This is a genomic window from Streptomyces sp. NPDC000404 (assembly GCF_040300365.1).
In the GTDB taxonomy this organism is placed as follows: Bacteria; Actinomycetota; Actinomycetes; order Streptomycetales; family Streptomycetaceae; genus Streptomyces; species Streptomyces ramulosus.
On record NZ_JBEPDN010000017.1, the window covers coordinates 181,178 to 206,535 of the forward strand.

Sequence of the window (25,358 nt, forward strand, 5' to 3'; positions counted from 1 at the left end):
ATGCACGGCGCGCGGCCGTTCCGCTCTGCCGCGGGCGATCCGCCGCACCCGCCGTGAGCTGCGCGGATGCCGCGTGCCGGCGGCGTTGTCAGTGGGCCGGTGCACGATGGGGGGCATGGACGGGACAGCGCTCGATTCCTTCTCCGCCGCGACGCGCGGCTGGTTCACCGGCGCCTTCCACGCGCCGACGGCGGCGCAGGAGGGCGCCTGGAGCGCGCTGCGCGAGGGCTCGGACGTCCTGGTGGTGGCGCCGACGGGCTCCGGCAAGACGCTGGCCGCCTTCCTCGCCTCGCTGGACGCGCTGGCGAGCGCCCCGCCCCCGGCCCAGCCGAAGAAGCGCTGCCGGGTGCTGTACGTCTCGCCGCTGAAGGCCCTCGCCGTCGACGTCGAGCGCAATCTGCGCAGCCCGCTGACCGGCATCCGGCAGGAGTCGGTCCGCCTCGGACTGCCCGAGCCGGACATCACCGTCGGCATCCGCTCCGGCGACACCCCGGCCGCCGAGCGCCGCGCGCTCGCCACCCGCCCGCCCGACATCCTGATCACCACCCCCGAGTCGCTGTTCCTCATGCTCACGTCGTCCGCGCGGGAGGCGCTGGAGGGCGTCGAGACGGTGATCCTCGACGAGGTGCACGCCGTCGCCGGGACGAAGCGCGGCGCGCATCTGGCGCTCTCCCTGGAGCGGCTCGACGCGCTGCTGCCGCGCCCGGCCCGCCGTATCGGGCTGTCGGCGACGGTCCGCCCGGTGGAGGAGGTGGCCCGCTATCTGTCGCCGCGGCGCCGGGTGGAGATCGTGCAGCCGCCGTCCGGGAAGCGGTTCGACCTGTCGGTGGTCGTCCCGGTGGAGGACATGGGCGAGCTGGGCGGCTCGCCCGTACGGGAGGGCGTGGCCGGGGAGAAGCCGTCGATCTGGCCGCAGGTCGAGGAGCGGATCGCCGATCTGGTGCAGTCCCACCGCTCGACGATCGTCTTCGCCAACTCCCGCCGCCTCGCGGAGCGGCTCTGCAACCGCCTCAACGAGATCGCCCACGAGCGGGCCACCGGCGAGCCGCTCCCGGAGGACCACTCCCCGGCCGAGCTGATGGGCCAGGCCGGCGCGGCCGGGGGCGCGCCCCCGGTGCTGGCCCGCGCCCACCACGGTTCGGTCTCCAAGGAGCAGCGGGCCCTGGTGGAGGAGGATCTCAAGGCGGGCCGGCTGCCGGCCGTCGTCGCCACCTCCAGCCTGGAGCTGGGCATCGACATGGGCGCGGTCGATCTGGTGATCCAGGTCGAGTCGCCGCCGTCGGTGGCGTCCGGGCTGCAGCGGGTGGGCCGGGCCGGGCACCAGGTGGGCGCGGTGTCGAAGGGCATCGTCTTCCCGAAGTACCGCGGTGACCTGGTGCAGTCGGCCGTGGTCACCGAGCGGATGCGGACGGGCGCCATCGAGGCGCTGCGGGTGCCCGCCAATCCGCTCGACGTCCTGGCGCAGCAGCTCGTGGCGATGACGGCGCTGGACACCTGGGACGTCGGGGAGCTGCTCGCCCTGGTGCGCCGCGCGGCGCCGTTCGCCTCCCTCCCGGAGTCGGCGTTCACCTCCGTCCTGGACATGCTGGCCGGCCGCTATCCGTCCGACGCCTTCGCCGAGCTGCGGCCGCGCCTGGTGTGGGACCGCGTCGCGCAGACGGTGACCGGCCGCCCCGGCGCCCAGCGGCTCGCCGTCACCTCCGGCGGCACGATTCCCGACCGCGGGCTGTTCGGCGTCTTCCTGGCCGGCGGCGACGGCAAGGGCGGCGGCCGGCGGGTCGGCGAGCTGGACGAGGAGATGGTCTACGAGTCCCGCGTCGGCGACGTCTTCACCCTCGGCACGACCTCCTGGCGCATCGAGGACATCACCCGCGACCGCGTCCTGGTGACCCCCGCCCCCGGGGTGCCGGGCCGGCTGCCCTTCTGGAAGGGCGATCAGCTCGGCCGCCCCCTGGAGCTGGGCCGGGCGCTCGGTGCCTTCCTCCGCGAGATCGGGGCACTGCGGCCCGAGGAGGCGCGGGCCCGGCTCGCCGCCGCCGGTCTCGACGACTGGGCCTGCGACAACGTCCTCGGCTATCTCACCGAGCAGCGCCAGGCGTGCGGCCATGTGCCGGACGACCGCACCGTCGTCGTGGAGCGGTTCCGGGACGAGCTGGGCGACTGGCGCGTCGTGGTGCACTCCCCTTTCGGTGCGCAGGTGCACGCCCCGTGGGCGCTCGCCCTCGGCGCGCGGCTGGCCGAGCGGCACGGCATCGACGCCCAGGTGATGCACGCCGACGACGGCATCGTGCTGCGGCTACCCGACGCGGATCTGCTGGGCCTCGACCTCCTCGACGGGCCGGGCGGCGGCGCGGGGCCCGCGGCGGGCGCGGAGTTCGACCCGGAGCAGTCGCCGGTCGGCGCCGCCGATGTCGTCCTCGATCCGGGCGACGTCGATCAGCTGGTCACCGACCAGGTGGGCGGCTCGGCGCTGTTCGCCTCCCGCTTCCGGGAGTGCGCGGCGCGCGCCCTGCTGCTGCCGCGGCGCAGCCCCGGCCGGCGCACCCCGCTGTGGCAGCAGCGCCAGCGTGCGGCCCAACTCCTGCAGGTGGCGAGCGAGTTCGGCTCGTTCCCGATCGTCCTGGAGGCGGTCCGCGAATGCCTCCAGGACGTGTTCGACGTCCCCGGGCTGACGGAGCTGATGGGCGACATCGAGGCCCGCCGGGTCCGCCTGGTGGAGGTCACCACCCCGGAGCCGTCCCCGTTCGCCCGCTCCCTCCTCTTCGGCTACGTCGCGCAGTTCCTGTACGAGGGCGACTCCCCGCTCGCCGAGCGCCGGGCCGCCGCGCTGTCGCTGGACTCCCGGATCCTGGCGGAGCTGCTGGGCCGGGCGGAGCTGCGCGAGCTGCTGGACCCGCAGGTGCTGGCGGAGCTGGAGCGGGAGTTGCAGTGGCGCACCGACGACCGCCGGGTCAAGGACGCCGAGGGCGTCGCCGACCTGCTGCGGGTGCTGGGGCCGCTGACCGACGCGGAGCTGGCCGAGCGGGGCGCCGACCCGGCCTGGGCCGAGGAGCTGGCCGCGGCGCGCCGCGCGATCCCGGTGCGGCTGGCGGGCACCGCGCACTGGGCCGCGATCGAGGACGCCGGACGCCTCCGCGACGCCCTGGGCACGGCGCTGCCGGTGGGCGTCCCGGAGGCGTTCACCGAGCCGGTGGCCGATCCGCTGGGCGATCTGCTGTCCCGGTACGCCCGCACCCACGGCCCGTTCACCTCCGAGCAGGCCGCGGCCCGCTTCGGCCTGGGCCCGGCGGTCACCGACGGCGCCCTGCAGCGGCTGGCGGCGGCCGGCCGCCTGGTGCAGGGCGAGTTCCGCCCGCCCGCCGCCCATCCTTCCCCGGAAGCGCCGAGCGCCACCCCCCTCCACGGCCTCGGCCAGGAGTGGTGCGATGCGCAGGTGCTGCGGCGGCTGCGGCGCCGTTCGCTGGCGGCGCTGCGCGAGGAGCTGGAGCCGGTGCCGCCCGCCGCGCTGGCCGCGTTCCTGCCCCGGTGGCAGCAGGTCGGCACGCCGCGGCTCACCCCGGGCGCCGCCCGTCCGCCGCAGGGCGCCGCCCCCGGGCTGCGTGGGATCGACGGACTGGTGCGCGCCGTCGAGCAGTTGCAGGGCGCGCCGGTGCCCGCCTCCGCGCTGGAGAAGCTCGTCCTGCCGTCCCGGGTGGCGGACTACTCCCCCGCGCTGCTCGACGAACTCACCGCCACCGGCGAGGTGGTGTGGGCGGGCGCGGGCGCGCTGCCCGGCAAGGACGGCTGGCTCACCCTCCATCTCGCCGACACCGCCCCGCTGTCGCTGGCGTCGCCGCTGCCCCTGGAGATCTCGGCGCTGCACGCCTCCGTCCTGGACGCCCTCGCGCCCGGGTACGGCCTGTTCTTCCGTCAGCTCGCCGACCGGGTCCGCGCCACCACCCACCCCGAGGTCACCGATCCGCAACTCGCCGACGCGCTCTGGGAGCTGACCTGGTCGGGCCGGCTCACCAACGACACCCTGGCGCCGCTGCGCGCCCTGCTCGGCTCGGGCCGCACGGCCGGCTCCACCGCGCACCGCGCCCGCCGCTCGGTGCCCCGCGGCCGCTACGGCACCGCCGTGACGATGCGCACCGGCCGGCCGACGGCCTCGCGCTCCGGTCCGCCGACCGTGGGGGGCCGCTGGTCGCTGCTGCCCGCCCCGGAGCCCGATCCGACGCATCGCGCGCATGCCCTGGCCCGTACGCTCCTGGACCGCCACGGCATCGTCACCCGCGGCGCGGTCGCGGCGGAGGGCGTCGAGGGCGGCTTCTCGGCGGCGTACCGCGTGCTGGCCGCGTTCGAGGAGAGCGGGCAGGCACGCCGGGGCTATGTCGTCGAGGGGCTGGGCGCGGCCCAGTTCGCGATGGACGGCGCGGTCGACCGGCTCCGCGCGGTGCACAACCGCCGCGAGCGTGACGCCGCGGACGACTTCGCCCCGGCGTCGGAGCGGGGCGGCGACGGCCCGCAGCGGGCGGTGGTGCTCGCGGCGGCCGATCCGGCCAACGCCTACGGCGCGGCCCTGCCGTGGCCCGAGCCGCCCGCGGGCTGCACCCACAAACCGGGCCGCAAGGCCGGTTCCCTGGTCGTCCTGGTCGACGGCGAGCTGACGCTCTACATGGAGCGCGGCGGCAAGACCCTGCTGCTGTGGCCGCTCGGCACGGACGCGGACGGGCCCCGGCCCGACGCCCGGCTGTGCCAGGCGGTCGAGGCGCTGGCCGCCCTCGCCCGCGCGGGCGCCCTGGGCGCGGTCACCACCGAGCGGATCAACGGCATATCCGCCCTGACCTCCCCGTTCGCCGCCCTCCTGGAAGAGGCGGGGTTCCACCCCACGCCGCGGGGGCTGCGGCTGCGGGCCTGAAGGAAGCGGCGCGGCGGGCGGGGCGGGCCCACGGCTCCGGATGTCCCGGGCGCCGGTCCGGGGTGCGGGCCGCCCGGGGCACCCACCACCGGGCGGCCCGCACCTCGCCCCGGGCCAAAGGCCGCAGCTCCGAACGCCCGGGACGGCCCCCACCGTGGGCATCATGGGTCCATGCCCGAAGGTGACACGGTCTGGCGGATCGCCCGGCAGTTGCACGAGGCGCTGGCCGGAGAGGTGCTGGTCCGGTGCGAGCTGCGGGTGCCGCGGCTGGCGACGGCCGATCTGTCGGGCCGGACGGTCCGGGAAGCGGTCTCCCGCGGCAAGCATCTGCTGCTCCGCGTCGAGGGCGGGCTGACCCTCCACTCCCATCTGCGGATGGACGGCGCCTGGCGGATCCACGCGCCCGGCGAACGGTGGCGCGGCGGCCCCGCGCACCAGATCCGGGCCGTCCTCGGCACCGCGCACCGCACCGCCGTCGGCTACCGGCTGCCCGTGCTGGAGCTGGTGCGGACCGCCGACGAGCACCGCGTCGTGGGACATCTCGGCCCCGACCCGCTGGGCCCGGACTGGGATCCCGAGGAGGCGCTGCGCCGTCTGCTCACCGCCGCGGACCGCCCGCTCGGCGACGCCCTGCTCGACCAGCGCCTGCTCGCCGGGCTCGGCAACGTCTACAGGTGCGAGCTGTGCTTCCTCCTCGGCGCCTCCCCCTGGCTGCCGATCGGGCAGCTCCCCGACCCCGCCCGCGCACCGGCCCTCGCCCGGAAGCTGCTGGACGTCAACAAGAACCGCCCCGCCCGCCGCACCGTCCCCGGCGCCCGCCCCGACCGCCGCCTGTGGGTCCACGACCGCGCCGGCCGCCCCTGCCACCGCTGCGGCACCCTTGTCCGCCGCAGCGCACCGGGCCCCGCCCCCGACGCACGCGTCACCTACTGGTGCCCCACCTGCCAGCCGGGCCCCACCCCCGAACCCTGAAGGCCCCGCCCCGGTCCCACCCGGTCGGCCCGGTCCCGGTCCTGGCCCTGATCCTGGTGTTGGTTTCGATCCGGTCCCGGCTTTGGCCTCGGTCCCGATCCCGGCCCTGGCCCTGGCCCTGGCCCTGGCCCAGACCTTGATCCTGGCCTTCGTCCTGGTCCTGGTTCGCCCGACCGTCTCACCCCGGCGCACCGTGCCCGGCCCCCTGCCTGCCCGAACGCCCCCACGCCCCACACCCCACGCACCGCACGCCGAACCCGACGCCCCGCCTCACCACCCGCCCCGACCGACCCCGAACCCACCCCGCCCGAACACCCCGCACCCCACGCAGGCGCCCTACCGCCCGCCAAACCCACACCCGACCCCGGCCTCACCCCCGTCCCCCCTCGCCCCCGCTCCCCGGTCCCTTCCGCAGCCGCCCCCACAGCACCCCACGCACCGCGTCCGCGCCCGCCGCCCGCACCTCGTCGTACGACAGGAGCCCCGGTCCCCGCGCCCCGCCGCCCCGAGGCCGTCGCCGGCCCGCCCACGGCACGCAGTGCACCGGCAGCAGGCTCAGCCCCCAGCCCCCCGCGGCCACCGCCGATTCGACCGGTCCCGTGGTGGCCGGCCACCACAGCAGCCGGGCCGTCGCCCACCACCACACCGCCCCGGCCAGCACCGCGATCACGATCCGCCACCGGGAGCCGGCCCGCGGCCCCGGCCGCCCAGGGTGTGTGCGCGAAGTCCCGCCGTTCGCCCGGAGGGCGGGGCGCACGGCGTCCGGTGCGTGCCCTCGCAGGGCGGAGGGGCGCCCCGGTACACCCGATATCGGGGCGCCCCCGACAACGCCGCGACGGGGCGTGCCGGGCGTCGCGCGCCAGGCGGGACTCTGCGGCCACCCCCTGGCCCCCCGGCCTGCCGATGCGCGCCCCCCTGCTCCGTGTCCGCTCATCGCCGCCTCCTCCACCCGGCCGCCGTCCGGGCTCCGGCCGCCGCCCCGTACGACGCTAGTGGCGCCCCGAAGCGGTCCGGCAGGGCGCATCGGCGCTCCCCCGGCGCGCGTCCTCGGCGCGTCCGCACGCCGCCCGCGGTCCCGCGCACGCCCCCGTGCGGCCGCACCGATGGCGCGGCCGCGCGGCGGGTTTCCGGCGGGCGTCAGTGCGCCTCGGCCTGGAACATCCAGTGGTGTTTCTCCAGGTCGCCGGTGAGGCCGATCAGCAGGTCCTGGGTGACGGGATCGGGCGTCCCGGTCGCGTCGATCCGCTGCCGCATCCGCCCGATGACCACGCCCAACGCGGTGACCAGCGCCGCGACGCCGGCCTCGTCCTTGATCCAGCCGTCCGCGATCTCCGCGATGCCGGTGGTCTTCGCGACCGTCGCCGCCCGGCCGTCCGGCGACACCCCCACCGCGGACGCCCGCTCGGCGACCTCGTCCGCATGCGTCCGCGCCGAGGCGACCACCTCGTCGAGCTGGAGATGGACGGAGCGGAACCGCGGGCCGACGACGTTCCAGTGCACCTGCTTGGCGACGAGGGAGAGATCCACCAGATCGACCAGGGCGCCCTGCAGGGCCTTCCCCACGACGGCGCGGTCGGCGTCGGACAGCGTGCTCGTGACCACAGACATCCAGCTCCTCCTCCAGGGGACGAACGCCCCGGCACCAGAGGCCCGAAACGCTCGGGAATGTACGGGTTAGGTCATCGTATAAACGATCGGCCGACGGCGAGCAGTCGAGCGGCCGCGCCGGGCACCGCGCCCGCGGCGCCCAAGGGTCCGTGCGTATGCCACCGGTCGCACCCGGGCCCGAACGGCGCGGAGCCCCGCCCGGCTGATGCCGGGCGGGGCTCCGCGGATGGTCTGTGCAGTGCGTCAGGCGGCGACGCCGGCCACCACATCGGCCGGCGACTTGATCGTCACGCGGTCCTCCGCCACACCCGTCAGGGAGGCGACGGACACGGCGTTGAACGTGGGCCGCACCGGTGCGGGCACCGGGTCGGTCGCGGCCGCGGACTGTGCCAGTTCGGCGAGCGCCAGCTCGTCGCTGACCTCACGCATCAGCTCGGACATGCGCACATCCAGCGCGTCACAGATCGACGAGAGCAGTTCGGACGATGCTTCCTTCTGTCCTCGTTCGACCTCGGACAAATAGCCGAGCGACACCCGGGCGGAGGAAGAGACCTCGCGCAGGGTGCGGCCTTGGCGCTGACGCTGTCGGCGCAGCACGTCACCCAGCAGGCGACGAAGCAGAATCATCGCTGGCTCCCTCCTCGGACCTCGGATCCGGATCCTTCTCGCCCCACCGTACCGCCTCCGGCCGTAGCCGTGCCGGGCGCCGGTACGTGTTCACTCAGGGCTGCAAACATCCCTTCCCCCCGTGTTGTTCCGTATCCTGTGCCCCGGTATTTTCTGTCAGTTCGCCGAGCAGCAGCCCGATCACGGCCGCGACGCTGCCCGCGCGGATCGCCTCGCGGTCCCCCTCCAGGGCCAGCCGCCGCACCGCGGCCGCCCGACCGGGACCGCAGACCGCGACGTAGACGGTGCCCACCGGCTGCCCGTCCTGCGGGTCCGGACCGGCCACCCCGGTGGTGGCGACGCCCCAGTCGGCGTCCAGCAGCCGCCGCACCCCGCACGCCATCTGCCGCGCGACCTCGCCGTCCACCGCGCCGCGCGCCGCGAGCAGATCCCCGTCGACGCCCAGGACGGAGCGCTTGACGTCGGTGGCGTACGCGGTCACCGCGCCGCGCACCACGCGCGAGGCGCCGGGCACGGCGGTCAGCCCGGCGGCGACCAGACCGCCGGTCAGCGACTCGGCCGCCGCGAGGGTCTCGCCCCGCGCGGCGAGCAGCTCCAGCGCCCGCGCCGCCGGCCCGGTCACCGTACGGCGTCCCGCTCGGCGCGCTCGCGGGCCAGTCCGGCCCGGCGCAGCGTGACGGCCTGACGCACGTAGTCGAGCCCGGTCACGACGGTCAGCGCCACGGCGAGCGCCATCACCCACCAGCGGAACGTGGCCAGCGGGCCGGTGAGCACCAGGACGTACATCCCGGCCGCGGTGCCCTGCGCCAATGTCTTGATCTTGCCGCCACGACTGGCCGGAATCACGCCGTGCTTGATCACCCAGAACCGCAGCAGCGTGACGCCCAGCTCCCGGAAGAGGATCACGCCCGTCACCCACCACGGCAGATCGCCCAGCAGTGACAGGCAGATCAGCGCCGCGCCCATGATCGCCTTGTCGGCGATCGGGTCGGCGATCTTCCCGAAGTCGGTGACGAGGTTGTACGACCGTGCCAGGTGCCCGTCGAAGACATCGGTGATCATGGCGACGGCGAACGCGGCCCAGGCGAACGAACGCCACGCCGGGTCCCGTCCGTCGCCGTGCATCAGCAGCAGCACGAAGGCCGGCACCAGGACCAGCCGCAGCATCGTCAGGACGTTGGCGATGTTCCACAGCCCGGCCTGCCGGACCGTCGCCGGGCGCGGCCCGCCGGTGGCGGAAGCCGGCAGCGGCGTCATCTGCCCGCCCCCTCGGAGGTGCACACCTCGGCGATCAGGTCCACGCCCTCGCTCGCGACGACCTTCGCCTCGGCCATCCGGCCGGGCACCAGGCCGTCCGCGCCGCGCAGCAGCGTGACGCCGTCGGTCTCGGGCGCCTGGTGGGCGCCCCGGCCGACCACGCCCTCCTCGTCGTCGATCCGGTCGACCAGCACCCGCACCGTGTCGCCGATGCGCTCCTCGGCGCGCTGCGCGGTCAGCTCCTCGGCCAGCCGCGACACCCGCGCCAGCCGCTCGGCGACGACGTCCGGATCGGTCTTGTCCGCGTACGAGGCGGCCTCGGTGCCGTCCTCGTCGGAGTAGCCGAAGACGCCGATCGCGTCCAGCCGGGCGCCGGTGAGGAAGCGCTCCAGCTCGGCGACGTCCTCCTCGCTCTCGCCGGGGAAGCCGACGATGAAGTTGGAGCGGGCACCGGCCTCGGGCGCCTTGGTGCGGATCTGCTCCAGCAGTTCCCAGAAGCGGTCGGTGTCGCCGAAGCGCCGCATCCGGCGCAGCACCCCGGGCGCCGCGTGCTGGAAGGAGAGGTCGAAGTAGGGCGCCACCTTGTCGGTGGAGGTGAGCACGTCGATCAGCCCGGGCCGCATCTCGGCGGGCTGGAGGTAGCTGACCCGGATCCGCTCGATGCCGTCGACGGCGGCCAGCTCCGGCAGCAGCGTCTCCAGCAGGCGGATGTCGCCGAGGTCCTTGCCGTAGGAGGTGTTGTTCTCGGAGACCAGCATGATCTCCTTGACGCCCTGCTCCGCCAGCCAGCGGGTCTCGCCGAGGACGTCGGAGGGGCGCCGCGAGATGAACGAGCCGCGGAACGAGGGGATGGCGCAGAACGAACAGCGCCGGTCGCACCCGGAGGCGAGCTTGACCGACGCCACCGGACTGCTGCCGAGTCTGCGGCGCAGCGGCGCCCGCGGCCCGGAGGCCGGCGCCACGCCCTCGGGCAGATCGGCGGGCGGGGTGTCCTGCGCGTGGCCGGGCAGCGCGACCGCGTCGGCGTCCTGTCGCTCGGCGGGGCTGATCGGGAGCAGGGTGCGGCGGTCGCGCGGCGCGTGCGCCTCGACGTTGCCGCCGCTGAGGATGGTCTGCAGGCGGTCGGAGATGTCGGTGTAGTCGTCGAAGCCGAGCACGCCGTCGGCCTCGGGCAGCGCCGAGGCGAGCTCCTTGCCGTAGCGCTCGGCCATGCAGCCGACGGCGACGACGGCCTGGGTGCGGCCGTGATCCTTCAGATCGTTGGCTTCCAGCAGGGCGTCGACGGAGTCCTTCTTGGCGGCTTCGACGAAGCCGCAGGTGTTGACGACGGCGACATCGGCATCGGCGGCGTCCTCGACGAGGTCCCAGCCGTCCGCTGCCAGGCGGCCTGCGAGCTCCTCCGAGTCCACCTCGTTACGGGCGCAGCCAAGAGTGACAAGGGCGACGGTACGGCGTTCGGGCATGGGGCTCAGCCTACTTCGTCCCGGACGCGCCCCTCGCGCGCAGGTCCGCCGCCGTGCGCTTTCCGGTGTCCCGGCAGCGCACGGCGGCGGAGGATGCCCGGCCTGCTCAGCCGGCCTGCGGGTCGCCCGGGGTGTAGCTCAGCCGCTCCACGGAGCCCTGGTCGCCGACCTCCTTGACCTCCTTGCCGTTGACGTACAGCTGCACGGCACCGGCGTTGCCGAGGACGAGGTCGATGCGTTCCTTGTCGGTGAAGGTCTTGGACTCGCCCTCCCGCAGCAGCCCGTCCTCCAGCAGCTTGCCGTTGGCGTCCTTCGCGGAGATCCAGCTCTGTCCGTCGCGGCCGACGACCTTGATCGTCACCTTGTCCTTCGGCAGCCCGGCGATGGCGCTGTCGGAGGGCTCCGGGTCCGGCTGGGGGTGCTTGGCGGGGGTGGTGCGGGGGTGCGGGGTGGGCTTGTCGGGGTTGGTGTCGCCCCCGGCGACGGAGATCCCGCCGCCCTGCCCGCCGTCGCTGAACAGCGTGAAGCCGACGAAGCCGACCACCGCGACGATCGCGGCGACCATCGCGGCCGTCCAGTTGGGGCGGCGCCGCTCGGGCCGGAGCCGCTCGGCCTCGAAGAGCGGCGCGGCGGGCGTCGGCTCGGGACGGCCACCGTGCTCGGCGTCGAACTGCTCGATCAGCGGACCGGGATCGAGACGGACGGCGCGGGCGAGCGTACGCAGGTGGCCCCGGGCGTAGACGTCGCCGCCGCAGCGTGAGAAGTCGTCCTGTTCGATCGCGTGGACAAGGGGGATACGCACCCGTGTCGACGCGCTGACCTCTTCGACGGTCAGCCGCGCCGCGATACGGGCCTGCTGGATGGCTCGACCGACGGAAGGCCGGTCGTCAGTTGGGGAGTTGCCGATGGACACGGGGGCGCCTTTCGAGCGTGTAGCCACCTGCTGGACGTTCAGTCTAGGGGTGGACCGAAAGGGACGGGCAAGCGGGCGGACGGAGTCCGTACGCCATCGGTACGCCGGCGGCGACGCCTCCGGCTCCGCTGGTGAAGCATCGTTCCCTCACCTCCCTCAACTTGACGTATCGGCAGGAGAAACGGTTGCTTTGGCGCCCGCACGCATGACCCGTACGGGTTAATCGCTCGGGTTTTTCTACCCGGAAGCCTCCCCCCGGATCACTCCGAGCACTCCGTCCAGCTCGTCCGGCTTCACGAGGACGTCGCGGGCCTTGGAGCCCTCGCTCGGCCCGACGATGTTGCGCGACTCCATCAGGTCCATCAGCCGCCCCGCCTTGGCGAAGCCCACGCGCAGCTTGCGCTGGAGCATGGAGGTGGAGCCGAACTGCGTCGAGACCACCAGCTCCGCGGCCTGGCACAGCAGGTCGAGGTCGTCGCCGATGTCCTCGTCGATCTCCTTCTTCTGCTTGCCGCCGACCGTCACGTCGTCGCGGAAGACCGGCGCCATCTGGTCCTTGCAGTGCTGCACCACCGCGGCCACCTCGGCCTCGGTGACGAACGCGCCCTGCATCCGGACCGGTTTGTTGGCGCCCATCGGCAGGAAGAGGCCGTCGCCCTTGCCGATCAGCTTCTCGGCGCCCGGCTGGTCGAGGATGACCCGGCTGTCGGCGAGCGAGGACGTCGCGAAGGCGAGCCGGGAGGGGACGTTCGCCTTGATCAGACCCGTGACGACGTCGACCGACGGCCGCTGGGTGGCGAGCACCAGATGGATACCGGCCGCCCGCGCCAGCTGCGTGATGCGGACGATCGCGTCCTCGACGTCCCGCGGCGCGACCATCATCAGGTCCGCCAGCTCGTCCACGATCACCAGCAGATACGGATACGGCGCCAGCTCCCGCTCACTGCCCTCGGGCGGCTTGACCTTGCCGCTGCGGACCGCCTCGTTGAAGTCGTCGATGTGGCGGTAGCCGTACGCCGCGAGGTCGTCGTAGCGCAGATCCATCTCGCGCACGACCCACTGCAACGCCTCGGCCGCCCGCTTCGGGTTGGTGATGATCGGCGTGATCAGGTGCGGGATGCCCTCGTACGCGGTCAGCTCGACGCGCTTGGGGTCGACCAGCACCATCCGCACGTCCTCCGGGGTGGCCCGGACCATCACCGAGGTGATCAGACAGTTGATGCACGAGGACTTGCCGGAACCGGTGGCACCGGCCACGAGGATGTGCGGCATCTTCGCCATGTTGGCCATGACGTAGCCGCCCTCGACGTCCTTGCCGAGCGCCACCAGCATCGGATGCTCGTCACCCGCCGCGTCGGCCAGCCGCAGCACATCGCCGAGGTTGACCATCTCCCGGTCGGTGTTGGGGATCTCGATGCCGACCGCGGACTTGCCGGGGATCGGGCTGATGATCCGCACGTCCGGGCTGGCCACCGCGTACGCGATGTTCTTCGCCAGCGCGGTGATCTTCTCGACCTTGACCGCCGGGCCCAGCTCGACCTCGTACCGGGTGACCGTCGGCCCGCGGGTGAAACCGGTGACCGCCGCGTCGACCTTGAACTCCTGGAAGACGTTGGTCAGCGCGGCCACTATCGCGTCGTTGGCGGCGCTGCGGGTCTTTCCGGGGCCGCCCCGGGAGAGCAGGTCCAGCGCGGGCAGGGAGTAGGTGATGTCGCCCGCGAGCTGCAGCTGCTCGGCGCGGGCGGGCAGCGCACCGTCCGGCTCCTTCGGCGTCTTGGTGAAGTCCGGCACGGACGGCGGGCCGTCCGCCGGCGGCTGCGCCGCACGCGCGGCGGGCACCGCTCCGGACGGCGTGCCCGCCTCGGCGCCGCCCCGCCGCTCGCCGGAGACGCCGCTGCTGAGTCCGGCGACGACCGGGGAGGGCTGGACGCCGTGCAGCACCGCGCCGTCCAGCGCCGCCGCGGCCTCCGCCGCGACGTCCACCGCGTCCTTGGGCCGCGCCACGGCGGGCGGTGCCGGCTCCTTGCGGGGGCGGCGCCGCTCGGCCAGCGCCTCCGCCTCCAGCGCGTCCGGGTCGCCCGCCTCCGCGGCGACGGCCCGGCGCGAGCGGCGCGCCGGGCGCTCCTCCCACTCCTCCTCGTCGTCCGCCCAGTCCGTCCACTCCGCCTCCGGCTCGGTCTCCAGCACGCCGAGCCGGGCACCGAGCGCCCGCAGCCGCTGCGGGATCGCGTTGACCGGGGTGGCCGTGACGACCAGCAGGCCGAACACCGTCAGCAGCACCAGCAGCGCCACCGCCAGCATCTGCCCGAGGGTGAAGATCAGGGGCTTGGAGAACGCCCAGCCGACATAGCCGCCGGCGTCCCGCACCCCCGCGGCGTCGTCCCGCCCCGGCGATCCGCAGGCGATCGCGACCTGCCCGAGGACGCCGATGACCAGTGCGGAGAGCCCGATCACGATCCGGCCGTTGGCCTCGGGCTGCTCGGGGTGGCGGATCAGCCGGATGGCGATCCCGGCCAGCAGGATCGGCACCACCAGATCGAGCCGCCCGAACGCGCCGGTCACCAGCAGCTCGACGAGATCGCCGACCGGACCGCTGAGGTTGGACCAGGTACCGGCCGCGACGACCAGCGCGATGCCCAGCAGCAGCAGCCCGAGGCCGTCCTTGCGGTGCGCCGGGTCGAGGTTCTTCGCGCCGCGGCCCATGCCGCGGAAGACCACACCGCACGCCCGGCCGCAGCCCCGCAGGAGGCGGACGACGCCGCCGGTCGGCGACGGCGCCGGTTTCGGCGGCGCCTTCTTCGCCGGGGCCCTCTTGGCGGGCGCCTTGCGGGGCGGCGCCTTCGCCGCGGTCTTCTTCGCCGGCGGCTTGCGCGCAGCCGCCTTCTTCGCGGCAGGCTTCTTGGCGGCGCCCCCGGACGCTCCGGCGCGCTGTTTCGAGGGGCCCGTCGTGCGCTGGGTTCCCTTGCCGGACGTACGTGAGGCCATGGTGACGAGATTACAGGCGCCACCGGAGCGGACACGAGCGCACGGCACTTCACCCGAACGTGTCGTACCGGAATGTCAGGGTGCCTGCCCGTCGGGGCCGGTGAGCGGCCGTCAGTCGAACGGCGGCGGCCCGGCGGTCAGCCCGCTCCGCCGCCCGTGCCGGGCTCCAGCGCATCCAGCGCCCGCCGCAGCCCGGTCAGCTTCCGCTCCAGATGGGCGGCGGTCGCCACCGCCGCCGCGTCCGCCGACTCGTCCAGCTGCTTGGACAGCGCCTCCGCCTGCTCCTCGACCGCCGCGAGCCGCGCCGACAGCTCCGCGAGCAGCCCGGCCGACTCCTTCGCCTCGTCGACCCGGCCGCCCTCCAACTGCAGCCGCAACAGCGACGCCTGCTCCCGCAGTTGGCAGTTCTTCATGTACAGCTCGACGAAGACCGAGACCTTCGCCCGCAGCACCCACGGGTCGAACGGCTTGGAGATGTAGTCCACCGCACCGGCGGCGTAGCCCCGGAAGGTGTGGTGCGGGCCGTGGTTGATCGCGGTCAGGAAGATGATCGGGATGTCGCGGGTGCGCTCGCGGCGCTTGATGTGCGCCGCGGTCTCGAAACCGTCCATCCCCGGCATCTGCACATCGAGCAGGATCACCGCGAAATCATCCGTGAGCAGCGCCTTGAGCGCTTCCTCCCCGGACGATGCCCGCACCAGCGTCTGATCGAGCGCGGAGAGGATCGCCTCCAGCGCCAGCAGATTCTCCGGCCGGTCATCGACCAGGAGGATCTTGGCCTTCTGCACCATGGCCCGACCTCCTCGCCCCGGCATGGGGCCTCCCCTGTCCGAAGGACTTGGGGAAGAACCGGACGCCGCCCCAAGGGGCGACTCCGTCATGCCGCCCGTCCTTGTGCCGGTCATCGTAGCTGCACCCCGCTCGTCGCCACACCCTGTCACCGCGATGTCACCGTGTACGTAGCGGAAACGCCGGAGGGGGCCGGAAGGTTCCCCCGCCGTGCGTCGCGCCACGCCCGCGGCCACCGTGCCTCAGCACCCGGTGATCCTCTTCCGCTTCCATACTGGACGTTCCGTCACCTCGTGCGCATCCATTGCTCCATGACCGACAACAGATGGTCGGTGTCGACCGGCTTGGTGACGTAGTCCGAGGCACCGGACTCGATGCTCTTCTCCCGGTCGCCCTTCATCGCCTTGGCGGTCAGCGCGATGATCGGCAACCCCGCGAACTGCGGCATCCTGCGGATCGCCGCCGTCGTCGCATAGCCGTCCATCTCCGGCATCATGATGTCCATCAGCACCAGGACGACGTCGTCGTGCTGCTCCAGTACCTCGATGCCCTCCCGGCCGTTCTCCGCGTACAGCACCGACAGACCGTGCTGCTCCAGCACGCTGGTCAGCGCGAAGACGTTCCGGATGTCGTCGTCGACGATCAGCACCTTCTCGCCGTGGAAACCGCCGCTCGCGGCCGGTTCCACCAGGTCCTGGCCGTTGCCGAGCCAGGGCTCCGCCGGCTGCGCCGCCGGGGCCGGCGGCTCGGGCACGGCGCCCTCGGACCGCTGCGGTGCGGGCAGCGCGGCCCGGCGGGCGCCGCCGGTCAGCCCGCGCCGGCGCCGGCGGCTCAGCGCGCCCACCGACGCCTGCTCCTCGGCCACCCGCGCCGCCTCCTCGGCCGCCTGCCGCCCGACCTCCGTCTCGCGCGCCTCGGCGTCCATCGCCAGGCCCCCGGCCACCAGCGCCGGGTAGCCCTGCGGCGGCAGCCCGCCCGGGTTCTGCGGAAGGTACAGCGTGAACGTCGAGCCGCGGCCCGGTTCGCTCGCGGCGTGGATCTCGCCGCCCAGCAGCCGCGCGATCTCCCGGCTGATCGACAGGCCCAGGCCCGTACCGCCGTACTTGCGGCTGGTCGTGCCGTCCGCCTGCTTGAACGCCTCGAAGATCACCCGCATCTTGCTGGACGCGATGCCGATACCGGTGTCGGTCACCGAGAAGGCGATCATCTCGGCGTCCGGGTCCCGCAGCGAACCGTGCTCCAGGAGCTGTTCGCGGATGGCCACCGGCACATCCGCACCGGCCGGCCGGATGACCAGTTCGACGTTGCCGCTGTCGGTGAACTTCACCGCGTTCGACAGGAGGTTGCGCAGCACCTGCAGCAGCCGCTGCTCGTCGGTGTGCAGCGTGGACGGCAGGTCCGGCGAGACCCGGACCGCGAACTCCAGGCCCTTCTCCGCGGTCAGCGGGCGGAAGGTCGCCTCGACGTAGTCGACGAGCTGGACCAGCGCGATCCGCGTCGGCGAGACGTCCATCTTGCCCGCCTCGACCTTCGACAGATCGAGGATGTCGTTGATCAGCTGGAGCAGATCGCTGCCCGCCCCGTGGATCGTCTCGGCGAACTCCACCTGCTTCGGGGAGAGGTTCCCCTCGGCGTTGTCGGCCAGCAACTTGGCCAGAATCAGCAGGGAGTTGAGCGGCGTACGCAGCTCGTGCGACATGTTCGCCAGGAACTCCGACTTGTACCGCATCGAGACCGCGAGCTGCTCGGCGCGCTCCTCCAGGACCTGCCGCGCCTCCTCGATCTCGGTGTTCTTCACCTCGATGTCGCGGTTCTGCGCCCGCAGCTGCTCGGCCTTCTCCTCCAGCTCGGAGTTGGACAGCTCCAGCGCCTTCTGCCGGCTCTCCAGCTCGGCGGAACGCTCCTTCAGCTGCTCGGTCAGCTCCTGCGACTGCTGGAGCAGCACCTCCGTCTTGGTGTTGACCGAGATGGTGTTGACGCTGGTCGCGATCATCTCGGCGATCTGGCTGAGGAAGTCCTTCTGGATCTGGGTGAACGGCTGGAACGACGCCAGCTCGATCACGCCCAGGACCTTGTCCTCGAAGAGCACCGGCAGCACGATCACATTCGCCGGCGGCGCCTCCCCCAGCCCGGACGCGATCTTCAGATAGCCGGAGGGCACGTTCTCCACCAGGATCGTGCGGCCTTCCTCGGCAGCCGTCCCGATCAGCGTCTCGCCCGGCTTGAACGTCGTCGGCATCGCGCCCATCGCGTAGCCGTACGACCCCATCAGCCGCAGCTCGTACGCGCCGCGCTCACCGCCGTCGGCGCCCAGCTCCTGACCGTCGGGGCGGGCGGCGAGGAAGAACGCGCCGTGCTGGGCGGAGACCGCGGGCGACAGCTCGCTCATGATGAGCGTGGCGACGTCCTTGAGGTCCCGCCTGCCCTGCATCAGGCCGGAGATCCGGGCGAGGTTGCCCTTGAGCCAGTCCTGCTCCTCGTTGGCGAGCGTGGTCTCGCGGAGCGTGGCGATCATGGTGTTGACGTTGTCCTGGAGCTCCAGGATCTCGCCCGCCGCGTCGACGTCGATCCGGACGTTGTGGTCGCCGAGGGTGACCGCCGCGGCGACCGCGGCGATGGCCCGCACCTGACGGGTGAGGTTGCCCGCCATCTCGTTCACCGACTCGGTCAGGTCCTTCCAGGTGCCGGCCACGCCCCGCACCTGCGCCTGCCCGCCCAGCTGCCCCTCCGTACCCACCTCACGGGCCACCCTGGTGACCTGCTCGGCGAAGGACGACAGCTGGTCGACCATGGTGTTGATGGTGGTCTTCAGCGCCAGGATCTCGCCCCGCGCGTCGATGTCGATCTTCTTGGTCAGATCGCCCTTGGCGATGGCGGTGGTGACCATCGCGATGTTGCGGACCTGGCCGGTGAGGTTGTTGGCCATGGAGTTCACCGACTCCGTGAGGTCCTTCCACGTCCCCGCGACACCGGGCACCCGCGCCTGGCCGCCCAGGATGCCGTCGGTGCCCACCTCGCGCGCCACCCGCGTCACCTCGTCGGCGAACGACGAGAGGGTGGTGACCATGGTGTTGACGGTGTCGGCGAGCTGCGCGACCTCACCGCGCGCCTCGACCGTGACCTTCTTCGTCAGATCACCGTTGGCGACCGCCGCCGCGACCTGCGAGATGTTCCGCACCTGGATCGTCAGGTTGTTGGCCATCAGGTTGACGTTGTCGGTGAGGTCCAGCCAGATGCCGGTGGCGCCCGGCACCCGCGCCTGCCCGCCGAGCTGCCCCTCGGTGCCCACCTCACGGGCGACCCGCGTGACCTGCTCGGCGAAGGACGAGAGCTGATCGACCATCGTGTTGACGGTGGTGACCAGTTCGAGGATCTCGCCCTTGGCATCGACGGTGATCTTCTTCGACAGGTCGCCGTCGGCCACCGCCGTCGTCACCTCGGCGATGTTGCGCACCTGCGAGGTCAGGTTGTTCGCCATGCCGTTGACGGACTGGGTGAGGTCCTTCCACGTACCGCTGACGCCCTGCACCTCGGCCTGCCCGCCGAGGATGCCCTCGGTGCCGACCTCCCGGGCCACCCGGGTCACCTGGTCCGCGAACGACGACAGCTGGTCGACCATCGTGTTCAGCGTGTTCTTCAGCTCCAGGATCTCGCCCCGGGCATCCGCATCGATCTTCTGCGACAGGTCACCGCGGGCGACCGCCGTCGCGACCTGCGCGATGTTGCGCACCTGCGCGGTGAGGTTCCCGGCCATGCCGTTCACCGAGTCCGTCAGGTCCCGCCACACCCCGGCGACGCCCGGCACCTGCGCCTGACCGCCCAGCCGCCCGTCGGTACCGACCTCCCGGGCGACGCGGGTGACCTGCTCGGCGAAGGCGGAGAGCTGGTCGACCATCGTGTTGATGGTGTTCTTCAACTCCAGGATCTCGCCGCGCGCGTCCACATCGATCTTCTGCGACAGGTCGCCGCGCGCCACCGCCGTCGTCACCTGGGCGATCTGCCGCACCTGCGAGGTGAGGTTGCCCGCCATGAAGTTGACCGAGTCGGTCAGCTCCTTCCAGGTGCCGCTGACGCCGTCCACCCGCGCCTGACCGCCCAGCCGGCCCTCCGTACCCACGTCCCGGGCCATCCGCGTGACCTGGTCGGCGAAGGACGACAGCTGATCCACCATGGTGTTCACGGTGTTCTTCAGCTGAAGCATCTCGCCGGAGACGTCGACCGTCACCTTCTGCGAGAGGTCGCCGTTGGCGACGGCGGTCGTCACCTGCGCGATGTTGCGGACCTGACCGGTGAGGTTGCGGAACGCGGTGTTCACCGAGTCGGTGAGGTCCTTCCAGGTGCCCGCCGCGCCGGGCACCGCCGCCTGGCCGCCCAGCTCACCCTCGACCCCGATCTCCCGCGCCACCCGCGTGACTTCCGCACCGAACGCCGAGAGCTGACCCACCATCGTGTTGACGGTGTTCTTCAACTCCAGCATCTCACCGGCGACATCGACCGTGACCGTCTGCGACAGATCGCCGTTGGCCACCGCCGTCGTCACCTGCGCGATGTCCCGCACCTGCGCGGTGAGGTTGCGGAACGCCGTGTTGACCGAGTCCGTCAGGTCCTTCCAGGTGCCGGCGGCGCCCGGCACCTGCGCCTGCCCGCCGAGCTGCCCCTCGGCCCCGACCTCGTTCGCCACCCGCGTCACTTCGTCCGCGAAGGTCCGCAGCGTCTCCGTCATGGTGTTCATCGTGTCGGCGAGCTGCGCCACCTCACCGCGGGCGCTCACCGTGACCCGCTGCGACAGATCACCGTTGGCGACCGCGGTGGTGACCTGCGCGATCCCCCGCACCTGCGCCGTGAGGTTGCCCGCCATCAGGTTGACGGAGTCGGTGAGGTCCTTCCACACTCCGGCGACCCCCGGCACCCGCGCCTGGCCGCCCAGCTCACCCTCGGTGCCGACCTCCCGCGCGACGCGCGTCACCTCGGAGGCGAACGACGAGAGCTGGTCCACCATCGTGTTGACGGTGTTCTTCAGCTCCAGCATCTCGCCCTCGACGTGGACGGTGACCTTCCGCGAGAGGTCACCCTTGGCCACCGCCGTGGTGACGAGAGCAATGTCACGTACCTGCGCGGTCAGCCGCGCGGCCATCGTGTTGACGGACTCGGTGAGGTCCTTCCAGGAGCCCGACATCCCGCGCACCCGCGCCTGGCCGCCGAGCTTGCCCTCCGTACCGACCTCGCTGGCCACCCGCGTGACCTCGTCGGTGAAGGCCGACAACTGGTCGACCAGACCGTTGACCGTCCGCCCGACCTTCAGGAACTCGCCGCGCAGCGGATGCTCCGAGGAGCTGTCCGAACTGCGCGAGCGCAGATCCATCCGCTGCTCCAGATCGCCCTCGGACACCGCCGACAGCACCCGGCCCACCTCGGAGACGGGCCGGACCAGATCGTCGACGAGCGCGTTGGACGCATCGATCGCCGCCGCCCAGGACCCCTCGCAGGCCCCGACCTCCAGCCGCTCCGTGAGCTTTCCCTCACGTCCGACGACGCGGCGCACCCGCGCCAGCTCGCCCGTCAGATGCAGATTGCGGTCCGCGGCCTCGTTGAACACCGCCGCGATCTCGGCCATGACCCCGTCGCCGGAGACCGTGAGCCGCTTGCGGAAGTTGCCGTCCCGCATGGCGGCCAGGGCGACCAGCAGCCGGTTCAGGGCCGCCGTGTCCACCTCGGTCGTCCCGCCGCTCCGGGATCGTCCGCCTTTCGCGCGCGTGCCTGCGCCCCGCGCCGCTGCGCCAGACTCCACCGTGTCCCTCCCGCAAGGGTCGACCGTTCCCGGGCTTTCTCCTGATGCCTGCCCAGTGTTTCACCATGGCCCAACCAGGCCATAACAGTTCGGCAGCATCGCATACCGTCCCTGGGCGCGATCGGGGCGGAATCACCCGTGACCGGCATCCGCAGCCGCGGCGAAGGTAAGTAACCTGGCACCGGGCTGTCCACCCGCACGGCTTCCCGCCAAAGACGGTGGCACACGCACGACAGGTAATCGGAGGGGCGCCGCAGGTATGGGGGACCAGATCACCGACACACGCATGAGGAGACCAGTGATCACCGCGCGGGCCGCCGCCACCTTCGAGCCGGTCGGGCGCTCGGTCGCCCAGGCCCGTGCGTTCGTCCGTGACACCCTTCAGGGCTGGGGATACGGCGACATCGTCGACGACGCCGTCGTCCTTACCAGTGAACTGGTCACCAACGCCGTCGTGCACGCCGGCACCGCCGCCGACGTCCTGTGCCTGCGCGAGGAGAGCGGCGTCCGCATCTCCGTCGCCGACCGCTACCCCGAGCGCGAGATCCCGCTCCAGAACACCGGCCGCGTCCTGGTCCACCCCGACCGCGAGGGCGGCCGCGGACTGCTCCTGTGCGGGGCGCTCGCCGCCCGCTGGGGCGTCGAGTACTCCCCCGACCGCAAATACGTCTGGTTCCGCCTCGACCTGCCCGAGCGCCCGGCGGGCACCCGCGCCGCCGGTCCCGCGCTCCCCGTCGACGCGCTCCCGGTCGCCGACCACCGCGTCCGCGTCGCCGTCGTCCAGATCGACCGCGGCGGCTGCATCAGCGCCTGGAACGACGACGCCACCGGCCTCTTCGGCTACGACGCCGAGCAGGTCGTCGGCAAGCCCCTCACCGACATCGCCGCCTGGCCGCACACCCCCGGCACCGGCACCGGCATCGCCGAGGCCCTGCGCCTCTCCCGCTGGGAGGGCTCCTACGGCGTCCGCGGCGCCGACGGCCGGGTGCTGCCCGTCTACGCCTCCCACCTGCGGGTCCGCGACGCCGACGGCGAGGCCTCCACGGTCTGCCTCCTCGTCCGCGACCACGAACGCGCCGTCCTGCAGAGCCCGACGCGCACCCCCGCCCCGGACGCCGCCTCGCAGACCGCCCGCGCCGACGGCCGCCCGTCCGACCCGTTCGAGGTCTTCATCGGCTCCCCCGCCCCCGACGACCTCGACGGCCTGCTCCAGCGCACCGTCGAGCGGGCCCGCGACATGCTCGACGGCGACGCCGCCTATCTGCTGCTCGCCACCGACGACGAGACGGAGCTGGAGGTCCGCGCCTCCACCGGCCTGCCCTCCGCCCGCCAGCGCTTCGCCCGCGTCCCCGTCGAGACCGGCTCCGGCCGCTACGGCTCCGCCCGTATGCCGTCCGTCCACGAGGACCTCACCGCCGTTCCCGGCGCCGTCCCCCTGCTCAACGGCACGGGCATGCGCTCCGTCGTCACCGTCCCGCTGAAGGTCGAGGGCCGCCTCACCGGCTCGCTCGGCGTCGCCGCGGAGGGCGCCGGCCGCTACACCAACGAAGAGGCGCTGCACCTGCAGTTCGCCGCCGACCGCATCGCCCTCGCCGTCGAACGAGCCCGCCTGACCGAGCTGGAAAAGCTCCGCCGCGGCTCCCTCTCCTTCCTCGTCGAGGCGTCCGACCTGCTCGCCGGCACCCTCGACCGGGACCAGACACTGGCGCTGATGGCGCAGATGACGGTCCCCACCCTCGCCACCTGGTGCGCCGTCTACACCGTCGCCGACCAGGCCTCCGAGCCCGAACTGTCCTACGTCCTGCACGAGGACGAGGACCGCATCGACGGCCTCAAGACCCTGCTGCTGAAGGTCGATCCGCCGGAGCCGGTGCCCACCCCGGGCGCCCGCGTGTGGACCGCCCCCACCGCCGCCGCACACGACGCCGCCCTGCGCACCTCCCTGCGCAGCCTGGGCCTCGGCGACTCCGCGCGGCCCTCCACGGGCCCGGGTGCCTCCCTCGCCACCGCCTCGGCGGTCGGCGGCGAAACCGTCGTGCTGCCGCTGGTCGCCCGCAACCGCGTCATCGGCATGCTCACCCTGGGCAAGCCCACCGAGGAACACTTCCGCCAGGAGATCCTGGAGCTGGCCGAGGACCTCTCCCGCCGCGCCGCGCTCGCCCTCGACAACGCCCGCCTCTACTCCGAGCGCACCGCCATCAGCCAGTCCCTCCAGCGCAGCCTCCTGCCGCCGGAGCTGCCGGACGTCCCGGGCGTCGAGGTCGAGGTCATCTACCGCGCCGCCGGCGAGGGCAACGAGGTCGGCGGCGACTTCTACGACCTCTTCCCGATCCGCGACGGCGCGTACGGCTTCGCCATCGGCGACGTCTGCGGCACGGGCCCCGAGGCCGCCGCGGTCACGGGCCTGGCCCGGCACGCCCTGCGCCTCCTCGCCCGCGAGGGCTTCGGCGGCCCCGCCGTCCTGGAACGCCTCAACGCCGCCATCCTCGACGAGGGCGCCCGCAGCCGCTTCCTCACGCTCCTCTACGGCGAGCTGTGGCCACAGGAGGACGGCAGCGCCCTGCTGAAGGTGGTCTGCGCCGGCCATCCGCTGCCGCTCCGCCTCCGCCAGGACGGCTCGGTCGAACCGGCCGCCGAACCCCAGCCCCTCCTCGGGGTCATGGACGACCTGGAGCTGTACGAGCAGACCGTCACCCTCGACCCCGGCGACGTCCTTCTCTGCGTCACCGACGGTGTGACCGAGCGCCGCGAGGGCACCCGCATGCTCGGCGACGACGGCCTCACCGATGTCCTGACGACATGCACGGGCCTGACCGCGGGCGCGGTCGCCGCCCGGGTACTGCGCGCCGTAGAGCGTTTCGCCGCGGAACCGGCCTCGGACGACATGGCAATCCTCGCGATGCGCGTCCCCGGAATCCCCACCGCACAGCAGTAGAACGCCCCTGTCTTTCCCGTCCGGTGCCCACCGGGCGGGAAAGACAGGGCGCTCCTTCCCGCACATGAAAAAGGCCCCCGCCATATCAGCGGGGGCCTTTTCCTTCTGAGCCCCAATACGGAATCGAACCGTAGACCTTCTCCTTACCATGGAGACGCTCTGCCGACTGAGCTATTGGGGCGAGCCAGCGGAATAGATCATACATGACCTGCGCCGAAGCTCCGAATCGCGCACGGACCACTCCCGAGGACCACCCGCCGGCCCGTCACAACGCGGGCTGCAGCAGCCCTCCGAGCGCATTGCAGGCGCCCACCATCCGCTGCAACTCCCGCCGTTCCATTGCCGCCCGCAGCGGCAACGCCAGCGTCTCCTCTACGGCGCGTTCGGTCTGCGGCAGAAAGACGTCCCGCCGCAGCCCCGGCATCCGGTACACGGGCGCCTGTACGGGTATCCGGCAGGCAACGCCCTTGGCCCGCAACGCCCGCGCGAACGCGTCCCGGTCCGGCCGCCCGTTACCGGGGACCCGCACCACGTACTGTGCATAGGTGTGCCCTGCGGCAGGCGCCGGCGTCTTCACGCCCTTGAGCCGCCCGTCGAGGTACGCCGCATGCGCCCTACGCCGCTCGGCTCCCTCGGACACGGCGCCCGGCTCGTCCGCGACCAGCACCAACAGCCCGTGCCGTCGCCCCAGTTCCCGAATCCAGCCGTCGTCGGCCCGCCGCCCGAAGCGGTGTATCGCGACAACGGCGGCGGTACGACTCGTCACCACATCGGACACGGCGGCGGGATCGAGGCAGTAACTCTCCCCGTCGACGTCGGCGAAGACGGGCAGCGCCCCCAACTCCACCACCGCCTCGGCCACTTCGGCGTTGCCGTACGCCGGCACCACGACCTCGTCACCGGCACGCACCCCGGCCGACTTGAGCGTCTCCACTGTCCCCATGCCGCGGATCCTGGCGACGCAAGGTGAACACGGCGTTACGCCCACACGGCCACTTGTCGCTGAACGCAAAAAAGCTCCGGCCCCCGGGAACCATCACTGATTCCCGGAGACCGGAGCTGAAGAATTGTTCGGCGGCGTCCTACTCTCCCACAGAGTCCCCTCTGCAGTACCATCGGCGCTG

The 25,358-nt window shown here is 73.0% G+C and carries 14 protein-coding genes and 1 tRNA gene; 3 read left to right on the top strand and 12 right to left on the bottom strand.

The window, feature by feature from the left end:
* The first annotated feature begins 115 nt into the window (after window positions 1–115).
* Together ABT345_RS29395 and ABT345_RS29400 are read left to right on the top strand one after the other, a co-directional pair.
* Entirely contained in the window at window positions 116–4,897 is a 4,782-nt protein-coding gene (locus ABT345_RS29395; RefSeq protein ID WP_345086979.1) for an Lhr family helicase, read from the top strand.
* Window positions 4,898–5,068: 171 nt separating this feature from the next.
* Entirely contained in the window at window positions 5,069–5,869 is an 801-nt protein-coding gene (locus ABT345_RS29400) for an Fpg/Nei family DNA glycosylase (RefSeq protein WP_345086981.1), read from the top strand.
* Window positions 5,870–6,239: 370 nt separating this feature from the next.
* Here ABT345_RS29400 and ABT345_RS29405 read toward each other — a convergent pair whose 3' ends face one another.
* From ABT345_RS29405 to ABT345_RS29450, 10 genes are all read right to left on the bottom strand, one after another.
* Complete coding sequence (locus tag ABT345_RS29405; RefSeq protein WP_345086983.1) at window positions 6,240–6,539, bottom strand: hypothetical protein; 300 nt, start codon at window positions 6,537–6,539, stop codon at window positions 6,240–6,242.
* A gap of 467 nt (window positions 6,540–7,006) precedes the next feature.
* On the bottom strand, window positions 7,007–7,477 hold the full coding sequence (locus ABT345_RS29410; RefSeq protein WP_345086985.1) for a Dps family protein: 471 nt from the start codon (window positions 7,475–7,477) through the stop codon (window positions 7,007–7,009).
* A 243-nt stretch (window positions 7,478–7,720) separates the two neighbouring features.
* Window positions 7,721–8,104 carry a helix-turn-helix domain-containing protein gene (locus tag ABT345_RS29415; RefSeq protein WP_345086987.1) on the bottom strand — a complete coding sequence of 128 codons (384 nt, stop codon included), beginning with the start codon at window positions 8,102–8,104 and terminating at the stop codon, window positions 7,721–7,723.
* Window positions 8,105–8,198: 94 nt separating this feature from the next.
* Window positions 8,199–8,726 (bottom strand): CinA family protein, encoded by a 528-nt coding sequence (locus ABT345_RS29420; RefSeq protein ID WP_345086989.1) that lies wholly within the window; start codon window positions 8,724–8,726, stop codon window positions 8,199–8,201.
* On the bottom strand, window positions 8,723–9,361 hold the full coding sequence (gene pgsA, locus ABT345_RS29425) for a CDP-diacylglycerol--glycerol-3-phosphate 3-phosphatidyltransferase (protein WP_345086991.1): 639 nt from the start codon (window positions 9,359–9,361) through the stop codon (window positions 8,723–8,725). Before pgsA ends, ABT345_RS29420 begins: the two co-directional genes overlap by 4 nt.
* Entirely contained in the window at window positions 9,358–10,824 is a 1,467-nt protein-coding gene (gene rimO, locus ABT345_RS29430; RefSeq protein ID WP_345086993.1) for a 30S ribosomal protein S12 methylthiotransferase RimO, read from the bottom strand. The genes pgsA and rimO overlap by 4 nt, the downstream gene beginning before the upstream one ends.
* Window positions 10,825–10,930: 106 nt before the next feature.
* Window positions 10,931–11,737: a helix-turn-helix domain-containing protein gene (locus ABT345_RS29435; RefSeq protein ID WP_345086995.1), complete on the bottom strand. Its 807-nt coding sequence runs from the start codon at window positions 11,735–11,737 to the stop codon at window positions 10,931–10,933.
* Between the two features lie 237 nt (window positions 11,738–11,974).
* Complete coding sequence (locus tag ABT345_RS29440) at window positions 11,975–14,722, bottom strand: DNA translocase FtsK (protein ID WP_345086997.1); 2,748 nt, start codon at window positions 14,720–14,722, stop codon at window positions 11,975–11,977.
* A gap of 137 nt (window positions 14,723–14,859) precedes the next feature.
* Window positions 14,860–15,513: a response regulator gene (locus ABT345_RS29445; protein WP_345086999.1), complete on the bottom strand. Its 654-nt coding sequence runs from the start codon at window positions 15,511–15,513 to the stop codon at window positions 14,860–14,862.
* A gap of 284 nt (window positions 15,514–15,797) precedes the next feature.
* Window positions 15,798–21,299: a HAMP domain-containing protein gene (locus tag ABT345_RS29450; RefSeq protein WP_345087000.1), complete on the bottom strand. Its 5,502-nt coding sequence runs from the start codon at window positions 21,297–21,299 to the stop codon at window positions 15,798–15,800.
* A gap of 286 nt (window positions 21,300–21,585) precedes the next feature.
* Here ABT345_RS29450 and ABT345_RS29455 point away from each other — a divergent pair, with 286 nt between their 5' ends.
* Window positions 21,586–24,234, top strand: coding sequence for a SpoIIE family protein phosphatase (locus tag ABT345_RS29455; protein WP_345087002.1), 2,649 nt, complete (start codon window positions 21,586–21,588; stop codon window positions 24,232–24,234).
* 108 nt (window positions 24,235–24,342) lie between these two features.
* On the opposite strand, the gene ABT345_RS29460 is transcribed toward ABT345_RS29455, so the two are convergent.
* Window positions 24,343–24,415: transfer RNA gene (locus tag ABT345_RS29460), tRNA-Thr, on the bottom strand.
* Between the two features lie 84 nt (window positions 24,416–24,499).
* Window positions 24,500–25,177, bottom strand: coding sequence for a DegT/DnrJ/EryC1/StrS family aminotransferase (locus ABT345_RS29465; protein ID WP_345087004.1), 678 nt, complete (start codon window positions 25,175–25,177; stop codon window positions 24,500–24,502).
* Window positions 25,178–25,358: the final 181 nt, after the last annotated feature.